This is a genomic window from Mesorhizobium sp. M2A.F.Ca.ET.067.02.1.1 (genome assembly GCF_004023285.1).
In the GTDB taxonomy this organism is placed as follows: Bacteria; Pseudomonadota; Alphaproteobacteria; order Rhizobiales; family Rhizobiaceae; genus Mesorhizobium.
In genome coordinates this window covers 1-12,971 of sequence record NZ_RZSB01000079.1, presented here as the reverse complement: position 1 = coordinate 12,971, position 12,971 = coordinate 1, and the positions used below count along the sequence as shown (strand labels likewise).

General features: G+C 65.3%; 13 protein-coding genes, 1 tRNA gene and 3 pseudogenes. 6 read left to right on the top strand and 11 right to left on the bottom strand.

Going from position 1 to position 12,971, the window contains the following annotated elements; all coding sequences use genetic code 11:
* Positions 1–710 (top strand): annotated as a pseudogene (locus EOA28_RS09300) (delayed-early response protein/equilibrative nucleoside transporter); the annotation flags it as partial.
* A gap of 193 nt (positions 711–903) precedes the next feature.
* On the opposite strand, the gene EOA28_RS09295 reads toward EOA28_RS09300, so the two are convergent.
* A complete protein-coding gene (locus EOA28_RS09295) occupies positions 904–1,476 on the bottom strand; it encodes a TetR family transcriptional regulator (protein WP_126081491.1) in 573 nt (190 codons plus the stop codon).
* A gap of 76 nt (positions 1,477–1,552) precedes the next feature.
* Here EOA28_RS09295 and EOA28_RS09290 point away from each other — a divergent pair, with 76 nt between their 5' ends.
* The gene (locus tag EOA28_RS09290; protein ID WP_210211606.1) at positions 1,553–2,302 is read left to right on the top strand and encodes an SDR family oxidoreductase; all 750 of its coding nucleotides are present in this window, start codon (positions 1,553–1,555) and stop codon (positions 2,300–2,302) included.
* A gap of 104 nt (positions 2,303–2,406) precedes the next feature.
* On the opposite strand, the gene denD is transcribed toward EOA28_RS09290, so the two are convergent.
* From denD to EOA28_RS09270, 4 genes are read right to left on the bottom strand one after another with little or no spacing between them, the layout of a single operon-like run.
* Entirely contained in the window at positions 2,407–3,384 is a 978-nt protein-coding gene (denD, locus tag EOA28_RS09285; RefSeq protein WP_127249776.1) for a D-erythronate dehydrogenase, read from the bottom strand.
* A 2-nt stretch (positions 3,385–3,386) separates the two neighbouring features.
* Complete coding sequence (locus EOA28_RS09280; RefSeq protein WP_042640563.1) at positions 3,387–3,593, bottom strand: hypothetical protein; 207 nt, start codon at positions 3,591–3,593, stop codon at positions 3,387–3,389.
* Positions 3,594–3,636: 43 nt separating this feature from the next.
* Positions 3,637–4,626 carry a cation diffusion facilitator family transporter gene (locus tag EOA28_RS09275; RefSeq protein WP_127249777.1) on the bottom strand — a complete coding sequence of 330 codons (990 nt, stop codon included), beginning with the start codon at positions 4,624–4,626 and terminating at the stop codon, positions 3,637–3,639.
* A 13-nt stretch (positions 4,627–4,639) separates the two neighbouring features.
* Positions 4,640–5,326, bottom strand: coding sequence for a GNAT family protein (locus EOA28_RS09270; protein ID WP_127249778.1), 687 nt, complete (start codon positions 5,324–5,326; stop codon positions 4,640–4,642).
* 82 nt (positions 5,327–5,408) lie between these two features.
* On the opposite strand from EOA28_RS09270, the gene EOA28_RS09265 reads away from it, so the two are divergent.
* Positions 5,409–6,593 carry a pyridoxal phosphate-dependent aminotransferase gene (locus tag EOA28_RS09265; protein ID WP_127249779.1) on the top strand — a complete coding sequence of 395 codons (1,185 nt, stop codon included), beginning with the start codon at positions 5,409–5,411 and terminating at the stop codon, positions 6,591–6,593.
* A gap of 12 nt (positions 6,594–6,605) precedes the next feature.
* Here the strand turns inward: EOA28_RS09265 and EOA28_RS09260 are convergent, their stop codons facing one another.
* From EOA28_RS09260 to EOA28_RS09250, 3 genes are all read right to left on the bottom strand, one after another.
* Positions 6,606–7,367 carry an SDR family oxidoreductase gene (locus tag EOA28_RS09260; RefSeq protein WP_126081485.1) on the bottom strand — a complete coding sequence of 254 codons (762 nt, stop codon included), beginning with the start codon at positions 7,365–7,367 and terminating at the stop codon, positions 6,606–6,608.
* A gap of 240 nt (positions 7,368–7,607) precedes the next feature.
* A complete protein-coding gene (locus EOA28_RS09255; protein WP_127249780.1) occupies positions 7,608–8,339 on the bottom strand; it encodes a tellurite resistance TerB family protein in 732 nt (243 codons plus the stop codon).
* 111 nt (positions 8,340–8,450) lie between these two features.
* On the bottom strand, positions 8,451–9,380 hold the full coding sequence (locus EOA28_RS09250) for a rhodanese-related sulfurtransferase (protein WP_128314829.1): 930 nt from the start codon (positions 9,378–9,380) through the stop codon (positions 8,451–8,453).
* Positions 9,381–9,534: 154 nt separating this feature from the next.
* Here EOA28_RS09250 and EOA28_RS09245 point away from each other — a divergent pair, with 154 nt between their 5' ends.
* Entirely contained in the window at positions 9,535–10,173 is a 639-nt protein-coding gene (locus EOA28_RS09245; protein ID WP_127249782.1) for a 2-dehydro-3-deoxy-phosphogluconate aldolase, read from the top strand.
* Between the two features lie 12 nt (positions 10,174–10,185).
* Here EOA28_RS09245 and EOA28_RS09240 read toward each other — a convergent pair.
* Positions 10,186–10,913, bottom strand: a pseudogene (locus tag EOA28_RS09240) (SDR family NAD(P)-dependent oxidoreductase).
* Between the two features lie 214 nt (positions 10,914–11,127).
* Between EOA28_RS09240 and EOA28_RS40105 the strand changes: the two are divergent.
* Together EOA28_RS40105 and EOA28_RS40100 are read left to right on the top strand one after the other, a co-directional pair.
* On the top strand, positions 11,128–11,670 hold the full coding sequence (locus tag EOA28_RS40105) for an AraC family transcriptional regulator (protein ID WP_245490120.1): 543 nt from the start codon (positions 11,128–11,130) through the stop codon (positions 11,668–11,670).
* Positions 11,671–11,991 carry an AraC family transcriptional regulator gene (locus EOA28_RS40100; RefSeq protein WP_292027563.1) on the top strand — a complete coding sequence of 107 codons (321 nt, stop codon included), beginning with the start codon at positions 11,671–11,673 and terminating at the stop codon, positions 11,989–11,991. It begins immediately after the preceding gene.
* A gap of 91 nt (positions 11,992–12,082) precedes the next feature.
* Here EOA28_RS40100 and EOA28_RS09230 read toward each other — a convergent pair.
* Positions 12,083–12,156: transfer RNA gene (locus EOA28_RS09230), tRNA-Gln, on the bottom strand.
* 88 nt (positions 12,157–12,244) lie between these two features.
* Positions 12,245–12,971 (bottom strand): annotated as a pseudogene (locus EOA28_RS09225) (peptidase M15); the annotation flags it as partial.

The following is a 12,971-nucleotide window of genomic DNA, read 5'->3' as shown; positions in this document are numbered from 1 at the left end:
GAATGCGCGTGAGCGTGGGAATGCGCGTGAGCGTGCGCGCGGGAGCGCCCGCCTACAGCCTGTCGGCCGCCCATGCCGGCCATTCGCATGGCGGGCACTCCCGCGCGCACGCTCACGCGCATTCCCACGCTCACGCGCATTCCCATGCCGGCCATGCTCATGCGCACGCGCACGCCGCGCATTCCCATGCCCTCCACGTGCATGACGATCATGATCATGACCATACACATAGCCATGATCACGGCGCGCACGATCTCCATCATCACGACCATGCCGCGCACAGTCACAGTCATGAACATCAGCATCACGACCATGGCCCGGGCGAAGTCTGCGAGACCTGCGGCCATTCGCATGCGCCGGATCCGGCGATGCTGTCAGGCGACCGCTTCGACTGGAAGACCGCCTGGTCGGCGGTGGCCGCCGTGGGCATCCGCCCCTGCTCCGGCGCGCTGATCGTGCTGAGCTTCGCGCTGCTCAACGGACTGTGGCTGGGCGGGCTGCTGTCGGTGCTGGCGATGTCGATCGGCACCGCGATCACCGTCTCGGCACTGGCGACGATCGCCGTGCTGGCGAAGAACTGGGCCGTCTACTTCGCCGGCGACGGCCGCATCGGCAACCATATCCATTCCATCGTCGAGATCGGCGGCGCCGCCTTCATTTTCATCGTCGGCTTGCTGCTTCTGTCGGCCAGCCTGTCGGGCGGCGTCTGAAGTGCCGACGATGGAGGAAGGACGCGCGCGGCCGTCAATGTCAGGCTGGCCGATCCCGAAGCGGTCGCCGGACTGGCGGTAATCGCGTCTATGGCCTGAACAGCTTCGATGTCATCCGGTTGCGCGAGCGGAACAGCTGTCGGTATGCAACGCAATAATGGAGGGGGCGCCTTCGCGCGGCGTCCGGTCCAACTCAGAGCCAGCCCATGCGCACGGCGGCGGCAATTCTTTCATTATCGCCATTGGCCAGAAGGTCGATCAGCAGGCCGCGTATCGTTGCGAGTATACGGGTAGCCCGCGCCTCGGCCTCGGCTCGCGGGAGCTGCGTCTGGGTGTCGATCAGCAGGTCCAGCCAGTCCTGGGCCGCTTCCGCCGCGAATCCCGCCCACGGACCGGGCTTATGGCTGAAAGAAAGCAGGAACGCCTCATAGGTGAGCCTGACCATCGGACGTTGCTCGGGCGCGGACATCCATGCCCACAATCGCCCGGCGGTTTCTTCGAGGCCATGGCTTCGGCCCTCGGCCGCGAGCGCGACAGTCAGTTGCGCGATCTGTTCGGTGCGCGCCCGGACCAGCAGTTCGCGCAGCAGCTTCTCCTTACTGCCGAACAGATAGAGCAGCACACGGGGACTGGAGCCAATGGCGGCCGCCAGCGGGCGCAACGACAATCCATTGAGACCATGGTCGAGCACATAGGCATAGCTGGCATCGAGCAGTTCCGCCCGGCGGAGGGAGGGTTCGGCAGTCACTGCTTCATGCCCGGCCATCTTGCGCTCCTTTCATGCCCGCTGTAATACCTAACTGAAACGGTCGTTTCAGTCGAGGTATTCGATGGCGTGCAGCATGAGCTTCTCGCTTGCCGGCCGAACCGCCCTGGTGACAGGATCGGTGCGTGGGCTCGGGCTCGAGATGGCGCGCGGCCTGGCCGAAGCCGGCGCCCGCGTGATCCTGAACGGGCGCGAGCCCGCCACGCTCGAGGCAGCCATCGCCGGAATGCGGGACCAGGGCCTGGATGCGCATGGCGCGCCGTTCGACGTCACTCGGCGCGACGCCGCGCAGCAGGCGCTTGCCGGGCTGGGCGACATCGACATCCTCGTCAACAATGTCGGCCGTCGCGATCGCCGCGGCTTCGACGCCATGTCGCCGGAGGAATTCGGCGCCATGCTCGACGGCCACCTGGTTTCCGCCTATGCGATGAGCCAAACGGTCGCCCGTGCCTTGATCCGCCGCGGCGCGCCGGGCCGGATCATCAATGTTTCCTCCGTCATCGCGCAACTCGGCCGGGCCGGAGACGTCGCCTATCCCGCGGCCAAGGCCGGTATCGACGGCCTGACCCGGGCGCTCGCCGTCGAACTCGGCGGCCACGGGATCACCGTGAACGCCGTCGCCCCCGGAACCTTCGCGACCGAGGTGAATGCCGGCCTCGCCGAGGATCCGGATTGGGCGCGCTGGCTGAAGACACGCACGGCACTCGGCCGCTGGGGAAAGCCGGAGGAGATCGCCGGCATCGTGGTTTTTCTCGCCAGCGACGCGGCTTCCTTCGTCACTGGCCAGACAATCGCCGTGGACGGTGGCATCACCACGACATTTTGACAACGCAGGTGACTGGGCGTTCCTTCGCCTTCACTCCCTACGATCGAATTAATTGCAGAGAGGCGGGTAAAGGTTATCTCGGGAAAGCTGTGACCCCTTAGAGTTCACCTAAGCACCGTTTTGCCGAGCTCATCTTCGATATGAGCTTGGATGATCTCGTCGAAGTTCTTCTCGGCGGCAAAGCCGAGCTCCCGCGCCCGCCTTGCCTCGAACCGTGTCGGCCAGCCTTTGACGATTGCCCAGATGGTCTCGTCGGGTTGCTCGCGGATCCGCTTCGCGACTTCGGCGCCGGCAATGCGCTCCAGCGCCTCGATCTGCTCGCCGACGGTGACGGCGACTCCGGGCATGGTGAGGTTGCGACGCGGTCCGACCTTGTCGCCGTCGATTTCGGCCGCATGGATCAGGAAATTGACCGCCGAGCGCGGGCTGGCATGGGTGTGCAGCACTGAGCGCGGCACCGGCAGGATCGCCTCCTGCCCGGCGAGCGGCTCGCGGATGATGCCTGAGAAAAAGCTGGAGGCTGCCTTGTTCGGCTTGCCGGGGCGCACGCAGATCGTCGGCAGCCGGATGCCGATGCCGTCGAAAAAGCCGCGCCGCGTGTAGTCGGCGAGCAGCGCTTCGCTCATCTGCTTCTGCGTGCCGTATGAGGTGAGCGGCGTCGGATGGAACTCGTCCGGAATGACATCCGGAAAGGGCGCGCCGAAGACCGCGATCGACGAGGTGAACACGAGGCGCGGCGCGAAGGCCGCCAGCCGCACCGCGTCGAACAGCGCGCGCGTGCCGTCGAGATTGACCCGGTAGCCGAGATCGAAATTGGCTTCCGCTTCGCCCGAGACGATGCCCGCCAGGTGGAAGATCACGTCCGGGCGCGGAGCCACGAGGGCCGCCATGGCGCCGGGCGCGGATAGATCGCCGGTGTGGATCGAGACATCGACGCCTGTGAGCGCCGGCGGCTGCGGCGCCACGATGTCATGCAGGTCGAGCGCCGTGATCTTGCGCCCGCGCAAGGCGCTGTCCTTGGCCAGCCGCGCTATAAGCTTGCGGCCCACCATGCCGGCCGCGCCCGTGATCAGAATTCTCATCTTCAGAGACCTTTCTTGCGTTGGCTGCGTCCGCGCAGCCATAGGACGACGAACAGCCCGACCATGAAGACCACCGCGATGACGGCCGCCAGGATGGTCGATACCTTGCCCGCGGCCAGCATGATGGCTGGCAGGAAATAGGCGGCGAGACCGAACACGAGCAGTATCACAGCCGCGGCAATCGCCGCGTTGCGTGTGTCACGATCCATCAGCAGACTTTCCTGGCTTCGAGGCTGTTAGGCATAATCCTGATCAGTGATAGTGCCGGCGATCGGCAGGCGCGCCATGCGTATGGTCGCGATCACGGTGATGGCCATGCTCGTCATGACTGTCGGCGCATTGCCCGAATTCCGGTTCGACGGTGGCATGATCGATGCCGTGCTTGGCGGCAAGCCGTTTCTTGATGGCGCTCACCGCTACATGCGGATCGACGCCGTCATTCAAGCAGGCATGCAGCGTCGCCATGTTGGAGGTGCCGTCGAGCGACCAGACATGCATATGATGCACCTCGCGCACGCCCTTGACCGCGCCTTCGATGTCCTTGGCGATCACATCGCGATCGAGGCTTGCCGGCACGCCTTCGAGCAGGACATGCGCCGCCTCGCGCATCAGCGACCATGCCGTCGACAGGATGAGCAGCGACACTAGGACGGAGAGGATAGGATCGATCGGCGTCCAGCCGGTTGCCAGGATGATGAGGGCTGCCGCGATTGCCGCGGCGGAGCCGAGCAGGTCACCCAGCACATGCAGGATCGCGCCGCGCATGTTCAGGCTCTCGCGGTCGCCGCCATGCAGCACGAAGAAGGAGGCGATGTTGACCAGCAGGCCTGCCACCGCCACCACCAGCATCGGCCCGCCAAGCACGGGCGCCGGGTTCATCAGCCGCCCCCAGGCCTCGTAGACGATCCAGAGCGCGATGACGAAGATGGCGATGCCGTTGGTGTAGGCGACCAGCGTCTTCACCCGGCCGAAGCCATAGGTCAGACGGCCGGTGGCCGGGCGTCCGGCGAGATGGAAGGCATACCAGGCAAGACCGAGCGCGATCGAATCGGCAAGCATATGGCCGGCGTCCGCGAGCAGCGCCAGCGATCCGGTGAGCAGCCCGCCGAGCGCCTCGGCGACCATGAAGCCGCCGGTCAGGCAGGCCGCGATCAGCACCCGTTTCTTGTCGGTCGAGCCATGCACATGCCCAGCGCCGTGGCTATGACCGGCGGAACCGTGATCATGCGAACCGTGCGCCATCGTCAAACTCCTGTTACCCTCCGAAGTCGGCGCGAAAATCCTCAAGCCGCCGCTTCTGGCCGCCTTCGTCATCGAAGTTCGCTGGATCGAGCCAGCCTTCATAGGCCTTGCGCAAGGCCGGCCACTCCTTGTCGATGATCGAATACCACGCCGTATCGCGGTTTTCACCTTTGACCACAAGGTGCTGGCGGAAGATGCCTTCGAACTTGAAACCGAAGCGCTCGGCGGCGCGCTTCGAGGGCTCGTTGCGGTTGTTGCACTTCCACTCGTAGCGGCGATAGCCGAGATCGTCGAAGAGATATTTCGCAAACATGAACTGCGCCTCGGTCGCCGCCGGCTTGCGCGAGATCAGCGGACCCCAGTAGATGTTGCCGATTTCCCCGACGCCGTTGGCGGCGTCGATGCGCATCAGGGTCTGGCGCCCGGCGATCTTGCCACTCGCCTTGTCGATGACGGTGAAGAACAGCGGATCCTCGCTCGCTTCCGCCTTGTCGAGCCACGGCTGGAAGACGGCGCGTGTCTCCGGCGGGTAATCGGGCAGCCAGGCGAAACGTCCGCCGACATCCGAAACCGACGAGGCCTCGTAGAGGCCGTCGCCGTGCTTTGCCGCGCTCAGCGGCTCGAGCCTGACTGTGCGTCCCTCGATCGCCTTGCGTTCCGGCCGTGGGCGCGGCTGCCAATTCTTCAGATCTTCCGACACCGACCACTCCAATCCGTTGACTTTTCCCAGCGGACGGTCACAAAAACGCTCGCTCACAGAAAGAACCACAGGGACGGGAAAAATGCTCCACACGATCGCGGCCTTCGACCGCCTTGGCGAGGAAAATGCCTTCGCGGTGCTGGCCAGGGCCACCGCGCTTGCCCATCAGGGCCGCGACATCGTCAATCTCGGCATCGGCCAGCCCGACTTCAAGACGCCGCAGCACATCGTCGAGGCGGCGATCAAGGCGTTGCGCGACGGCCACCACGGCTACACGCCGGCAAACGGGCTGCTCGCCACCCGCGAGGCCGTCGTGCGCCGCACGCTGACCACCACCGGCGTCGAGGTGTCGCCTGAGAATGTGATGATCCTGCCCGGCGGCAAGCCGACCATGTTCGCCGCGATCCTGATGTTCGGTGAGGCCGGCACCGAGATTCTCTACCCCGATCCCGGCTTTCCGATCTACCGCTCCATGATCGAGTTCACCGGCGCAACGCCGGTGCCGGTGCCGATCCGCGAGGAGAACGGCTTTGCCTTCTCGGCCGACGAGACGCTGGCGCTGATCACGCCCCGGACCAGGCTGCTCATCCTCAACTCACCCGCCAATCCGACCGGCGGCGTCACGCCACGCGCCGAGATCGAGAAACTGGTCAAGGGGCTTGAGAAGCATCCTGAGGTCGCGATCATGTCCGACGAGATCTACGACGTCATGACCTATGACGGCGAGAAGCACTGCTCCCTGCTCAACTTCCCCGAAATCCGCGACAGGCTGATCGTGCTCAACGGCTGGTCGAAGACCTGGGCGATGACCGGCTGGCGCATGGGCTGGTCGATCTGGCCGAACGGCGACAAGGGCGCCCATCTCTACGACAAGGTGCGCAAGCTGGCCGTCAATTGCTGGTCCTGCGTCAACGCGCCGAGCCAGTTTGCCGGCATCGCCGCGATCGACGGCCCGCAGGACGATGTCGAGAAGATGATGCGCGCCTTCGACAACCGCAGGAAAATCGTCGTCGAGGGCCTGAACGCGCTCCCCGGCATCTCCTGTATCACGCCGAAGGGCGCCTTCTACGCCTTCCCCAACGTGTCGAAGACCGGCTGGAAGGCCAAGAAGCTTGCCTCGGCGCTGCTGGAGGATGCCGGCGTGGCGCTGATCGGCGGGCCCGATTTCGGCGTGCTCGGCGAAGGCTATATCCGGCTTTCCTACGCCAATTCCGAGGAGAACATCCTGCGCGCGCTGGAGCGGATCGAGGCGTTTCTGAAGAAGTGAGCTGTCAGGCGCTTATCCGCGCCCGACAAACGGCATCTTCGTCGCCATCACCGTCATGAACAGCACGTTGGCGTCGAGCGGCAGGCTGGCCATATGCAGCACCGCGTCGGCGACCCGCTGCACGTCCATCACCGCCTCGGCGGCGATCGAGCCATTGGCCTGCGGCACGCCGACCGTCATCGGCTGCGCCATCTCGGTCAGCGCATTGCCGATATCGATCTGGCCGCAGGCGATGTCGAAAGGCCGGCCGTCGAGCGCCAGCGTCTTGGTGAGCCCGGTGATGGCGTGCTTAGTCGCCGTATAGGGCACGGAACCCGGGCGCGGCGCATAGGCAGACACTGAGCCGTTGTTGATGATGCGGCCGCCCATCGGCTTCTGCCTCCGCATCGCGCCGAAGGCGGCGCGCGCGCACAGGAACGCGCCGGTGAGGTTGACGCCGACGACATCGTTCCAGACCTCGACCGGGATCTCGTCGATCAGCGTCGACTTGTAGCCCATGCCGGCATTGTTGAAGAGCAGGTCGACGCGGCCGAAGGCCTCGAGCACAGTCTCGAACATGTCATCGACTTCCGCCGCCTTGCTGATGTCGCAGGCGACGGCCAATGCCTTGGCTTGCGTCTTGCCCGCATCGGCGATCGCCTCCTCCAGCACCGTCTTGCGCCGGCCGCAGAACACCGTGTTCCAGCCAGCCTGGAGCAGTGCGGTGGCGACGCTCTTGCCGATGCCGGTGCCGGCTCCGGTAACGATGGCGGTCTTCTCTGCTATGGCGGTCATCGTCGTCCTCCCGGTCATGCTCGGAAAGACGTGGCATCGCAAATGCCGGGGATCATGGCAAGCCGCTCTTGGCGACAAACAAGAGGCCAACAAAAAGGGCGGCCATTGGCGACCGCCCCGATCTGAACCGCGCTTGGGAGGAGGAAAAGCCGGTCCGACTGATTAGAATGATGCGCTTGCTTGGTTAACGAGAGACTAACGACCGGCAAGGCGTCGCCGGATGGCGTTTACCACACCGCTTCACCAAGGCGAGCTAGGCGCGCTGCCGGCCGGCACCTTTGCCGCCGAGACAGTCGCCTCGACATGATCGACCAGGGCATCCGGCAGGCCGAGCCGGCCGGCGAGCAGGTCGAGATAGCCGCGCTCGGCGCGCGTGTCGGGATCGATGGTCAGACGCGAGGCGGTGTAGAGTTCCAGCTTCTGCGCATCGGTCTTGGCGCCGGCCACCAGCGTGTCGAGATCGAGCGGGCTTTCGAGCTCGGCAAGCAGGAATTTCTCCGCTTCCGCGCCGATGCCGGCGAGCTTGAGCTTGTCGGCGATCTTCTTGCGCTCTTCGTCGTCGATATGGCCATCGGCCTTCGCCGCCGAGATCATCGCCCGGACCAGCGTCAGCGTGAACTCGGCCTCGCCTTGCGGCGCCTGCGCGGGATCGAAAGCGGTATCGGCCGGCGGCGGCAGCAGTTCAGGCTCGCCGGACGCGGGCGGCTGCGCCGGCTCGTTGCCGGCCTTGTAATTCTGATAGGCCTTGTAGGCGAGGCCGCCGATCGCCGCCAGGCCGCCGAGCTTGATGGCCGCGCCCGTCACCTGCCGTCCAGTGCCGGTGCCGAGCAGCACGGCGGCAAGCGTGCCGGCAGCCAGCGGATTGTCCTTCGCCATCTGCACCGCCTGCCCCGCCTTGTCGCGAACGGTCGAGCCCGTGCCGGGAATTTGCGAGCCGAGAAGGTCGTCGAGCAGCTTCTTGGGGTCGAGCATCAATGCCTCCAGAATTGGCCCGGCCGAATGCGCGCGGGCAAGGTTCGGACCGGCAAGAGGTAGGCTCCGCGCTTTGACATTACAATGACGGAGCAGGTTTTGCGCGTGAGGCTAGCTGCCGATATGACGCTTGCCGCCGCGCGCCTGCGCAAGTTCGACCTGACGGTGACGTTCGGCATAGCGCTCACGGTCCACATCGGACCGCGTTTCGAAACAATGCTGGCATGAAACGCCGATTGCGTATTTCGGCGACAGCCGGTCCTCGACCGTCAGCGGATGCCGGCAGGCGCGGCAGAGCTCCGCCTCGCCCTCGGTCAGGCCATGCGAGACGGACACCCGCTCGTCGAAGACGAAACATTCGCCCTGCCAGAGGCTCTCTTCCGCCGACACCTCTTCGAGGTATTTCAGGATGCCGCCCTTGAGATGAAAGACGTTCTTGAGGCCGAGCGACTTCACATAGGCCGTCGCCTTCTCGCAGCGAATGCCGCCGGTGCAGAACATCGCCACCTTGCGGCCTTCAAGCTCTTCACGGTGCCCTTCCACCCAGGTCGGAAACTCGCGGAAGCTGGAGGTCTTTGGGTCGACCGCGCCCTTGAAGGTGCCGAGCGAGACTTCATAGGCGTTGCGCGTGTCGATGACGACGGTGTCGGCGTCCGATATCAGCGCGTTCCAGTCGGCCGGCGCGACATAGGTGTCGGCGCTGGTTGCCGGATCGATATCCTCGACGCCCATGGTGACGATCTCGCGCTTCAGCCGCACCTTCATGCGGTGGAACGGCATCTCGGCGGCGCTGCTGTATTTGACTTCCAGCCCGGCAAGGCCTTCGATGGCCTGCAGATGGTCCACAAGCGCCGTAATCGCTTCCTCGCTGCCGGCAATGGTGCCGTTGATGCCTTCATGCGCCAGAAGCAGCGTGCCCTTGATACCGCGCCCGCAACAGAAGGCGGCGAGCGGTGCGCGCAGGGTCTCGTATCCGTCGAGCCGCGCGAATTTGTAAAGCGCGGCGACCTGGATGGGCTGAATTTCCTTGGTTGTCGTCATGGCCATGCCACTAGACTGTGGTCAAAGCGGTTTCAAGGCAAAGGAGTTCAAGCGGCGCACGATCCGCCGCGCGGCATCGCGACACGCCGGGCTTCGTGGACTTGGGCGGACCCTTCTGCTAATCGGTTTAAAACATGGAAACGGAGACCAGCACATGACCAGCAAGACCGAAAAGCTCCTGTCGCTCCTCAACGGTCAGCCGGTCATCCCGGTGCTCAAGATCGCCAATGTCGCCGATGCCGTGCCGCTCGCTCGTGCTTTGTCGCGCGGCGGTTTGCGGGCCATCGAGATCACGCTGCGCACCGCCGACGCGCTGGAGGCGATCCGGCGCGTCGCGGCCGAAGTCGAGGACGCGATTGTCGGCGCCGGCACCATTCTAGATGCCAGGCAGTTCGACGAAGCGGCCGCCGCCGGCTCGACATTCATCGTCAGCCCCGGCATCACCAGCCAGCTTCTCGAGGCGGCCAAGGACAGCCCCGTGCCGCTGCTGCCCGGCGCCATCACGCCTGGCGAGATCATGGCCGCGCGCGAGGCCGGCCTGCGCTTCCTGAAATTCTTCCCGGCCGAGCAGTCGGGCGGCATCGCCTCGCTGAAGGCTTTCGCCTCGCCGCTGGCGGACGTGAAATTCTGCCCGACCGGCGGCATAACGGCCAGGAACGCCGCCGACTATCTGAGCCTGCCCAACGTCATCTGCGTCGGCGGCTCGTGGGTGGCGCCCGACGATCTCATCAAGGCCGGCAAGTGGGACGAGATCGAAGCGCTGGCGCGTGAAGCGAGCAAGCTAAAAAAGTAGTCATCGCTTTCATTAGGGCAGAGGGCCGTTCTCATCGAAATAGCCGCCCGTCGGTCCGCCCGGCTCCAGCGTCGCCAGCCGCACGATGATCTCGGCCGCCTGCTGCACCGTGCGGCCGCCTCTGTGGCCGTTAAGGTCCGTCGCGGTGTAGCCGGGAGCGGCTGCGTTGACCATGATGCCGTGCGGCGCGAGTTCCCTGGCGAAGGCGAGCGTAACGGCGTTGAGCGCGGTCTTCGAGCTGCCATAGCCCATGACATTGGGTGACTGGCTGCCGGCCGCGCGCGCCAGCGATCCGAGATAGCTGCTCACCATGACGATGCGGGAAGCTGGCGATGCCAGGAGCAGCGGCAGGAATGCCTGGGTGACCCGCACCGGCCCGAAAACGTTGACGTCATAGGTGGCCTTCATGTCCGCGACATTTTCCTGGCTTGGCGGCCGCTGGTAGCGGCCGTCCGCGTCGAGCGCGTCGACATATCCGGGAGCGATGCCGGCATTATTGACCAGCACGTCCAGGCCGGGCGTCCGCGCCGTGACGGCTTTGGCCGCGGCTGCCACGCTGTCGTCGCTGGCGACATCGAGCGCGAGCCACTCGACGTCAAACCCCTCATCACGCAATGCCTGCGCCGCAGTCTCGCCACGCTCGGCGTCGCGCGCGCCTCCAGTGCCGCCAGCCGCCGGACGGTCTCACGGCCGATGCCCTTGTTGGCGCCGGTCACCAGCGCGTTCTTTCTCGTCGTCATGTCCATGTCTCCTTCGATGACCCAGAGATGACGTGAACCGGCTCGCTTCGCGCGCCAAAAGCTCTCAGCCTCTTGCCTAATCCTCTCAGGTGCGCGTCTTCGCGTCACCAAGGTTCGTGTCTTCGCGGGCGCGTCAGCACCTCGCTTGGTTGCTTGGCCGCGATGGATCGGCAATGCTGGAACGATGAGTGACATATTGCAGGAATTGATCGCCATGGCCGGGCGTCATGCGCGGGGGCGGCGGACGAAGACGGCCATTCCGCGCGTCACTATCGGTCGCAGCGAGCTTCCGACGCCGCCGCTGCCCGAGCTCTGCCAGCCGACCGCGCTTCTGGTCCTGCAGGGGACCAAAACGGTGCTGATCGGTGACCGCACGCTTGCCTACAGCGCCGGCAGCTATTTCGTCTACGCGGTGGAGGCGCCCGCCACCAGCCAGCTGATCGAGGCGAGCAGCGCCTGTCCCTACATGGCTCTCGCCTTCGCCATCGATATCGAGCTGATCGCCGGCCTGCTTATCGATCATCGGGTGGCGATCGACGGCGACAGCTTCGTCACCAATACGGCCGATGATGACTTGCTCGACGCCTGGCGACGGATGCTGCGGCTGCTCGATCGGCCGGAAGAGATTCCGGTGCTGGCGCCCATGCTCGAACACGAGATCGCATTCCGCCTGCTGCAAGGCCCGCAGGGCGAAAAGCTGCGCCAGCTCGCGCGCGCCGATGGCCGCCTGTCGCAGATCCGCCGCGCCACCGCCTGAATCCGAGCGCATTACAACGAGCCTATCGATGTGACGCAGCTGGCCGAGCTGTCGCATATGAGCAACGCCGCCTTTCATCGCCACTTCAAGGCGGCGACCGCGATGAGCCCGATCCAGTATCAGAAGCAGCTCCGCCTTTTGGAAGCCCGCCACCTGCTGATTGCCCAACCGGGCGGCGCGGCGCAGGTTGCTTTCACCGTCGGCTACGAAAGCGCCTCCCAGTTCAGCCGCGAATATGCGCGCCAGTTCGGACTGCCTCCGGCGCGCGACGCCGCGCGGCTTCTGGCCAACGGCGAGGCGGCCGCGCTGGAAGTCGACTGAACATAAAAACCGGCCGGCTGAGCGCCCACCTCCTCACGAGAAATTCAAGCCGATGCAGCTTGCGCAATGCCAGATAACGCCAATCGAGGACTGGTTCCCGCTCATGGATTCGAACCACGATTCACGCCTTCAAAGGGCGCTGTCCTACCACCAGACGAAGCGGGAAGACCGGGCGATCAAAACATCTTTCAGGGATGAAAACAAAAAACCGCGTTGTCCTCCAACGCGGCTTCTCCGGTATCTGGCGGGATCGCTATTTCGTCTGGAAACGGGCGACCGACAGGAACTTGACCGCGTTGCCGCTGAAACGGCTGGCATCTTGCATCCCGCCATCCGTTTGGAAGCCGGCGGTGTACACTTCGCTCGGCGGCGTATGCACGATGTTGTAGGCATAACGCGGCGCCGTCGTCGGATCGGAAACCGAAGCGATGTTCACGCCGCTGCCGAGCGCCCACCGCGCGGCCTGCGGCGCTGCCGCCACCACCATGGCCTTCGGTCCCGGCTTGAGGTCGCGGGACGAAGCTCTGCCTTCCTTGGCCGTCGTCTTCACGCCGGCGCCGATCGCCTTCGTGGGATCGCTGCCTGCCGGAAGGGCGGCAATGGCTTGGCGTGGCGAGGCAGCATCGGCCCCCGACGGATAGTTGAACGCCGAGCGCGGCTCGGGCTCGGTCAGCGACGCAAGCTGGTATTCGGCGCCGGCACCGCCGGCCTCGACGGTCGCGTTGGCCTGTTCGAGAACGGCCTTGACCTCATCCTGCTTGCCGGGCTGCGGCCGGGCGGTCGGCAGCACGGAGAACGCGTCGGTCGCGCTCTTGTCCTGCGAAGCCGTTTCGGCGAGCGCCAGAAGCAGGTTGTTATCCTTCGACGCCAATTCGGCCGGCGTCGAGCGATCGGGGCGCCAGGTCGGAAGCGGGATGTTGTTGACGGCCACCTGCGCCGGATCGGTGCCAGCGGCCTCGGCCGCACTGGCAGCGCCGAAC

Bases quoted from the DNA above. Each gene is read 5' to 3' on its own strand.
- EOA28_RS09295 (WP_126081491.1), bottom strand. From the start codon at position 1,476: ATGGCCGGGCATGAAGCAGTGACTGCCGAACCCTCCCTCCGCCGGGCG.
- EOA28_RS09290 (WP_210211606.1), top strand. From the start codon at position 1,553: ATGAGCTTCTCGCTTGCCGGCCGAACCGCCCTGGTGACAGGATCGGTG.
- denD (WP_127249776.1), bottom strand. From the start codon at position 3,384: ATGAGAATTCTGATCACGGGCGCGGCCGGCATGGTGGGCCGCAAGCTT.
- EOA28_RS09280 (WP_042640563.1), bottom strand. From the start codon at position 3,593: ATGGATCGTGACACACGCAACGCGGCGATTGCCGCGGCTGTGATACTG.
- EOA28_RS09275 (WP_127249777.1), bottom strand. From the start codon at position 4,626: ATGGCGCACGGTTCGCATGATCACGGTTCCGCCGGTCATAGCCACGGC.
- EOA28_RS09265 (WP_127249779.1), top strand. From the start codon at position 5,409: ATGCTCCACACGATCGCGGCCTTCGACCGCCTTGGCGAGGAAAATGCC.
- EOA28_RS09260 (WP_126081485.1), bottom strand. From the start codon at position 7,367: ATGACCGCCATAGCAGAGAAGACCGCCATCGTTACCGGAGCCGGCACC.
- EOA28_RS09255 (WP_127249780.1), bottom strand. From the start codon at position 8,339: ATGCTCGACCCCAAGAAGCTGCTCGACGACCTTCTCGGCTCGCAAATT.
- EOA28_RS09250 (WP_128314829.1), bottom strand. From the start codon at position 9,380: ATGACGACAACCAAGGAAATTCAGCCCATCCAGGTCGCCGCGCTTTAC.
- EOA28_RS09245 (WP_127249782.1), top strand. From the start codon at position 9,535: ATGACCAGCAAGACCGAAAAGCTCCTGTCGCTCCTCAACGGTCAGCCG.
- EOA28_RS40105 (WP_245490120.1), top strand. From the start codon at position 11,128: ATGGCCGGGCGTCATGCGCGGGGGCGGCGGACGAAGACGGCCATTCCG.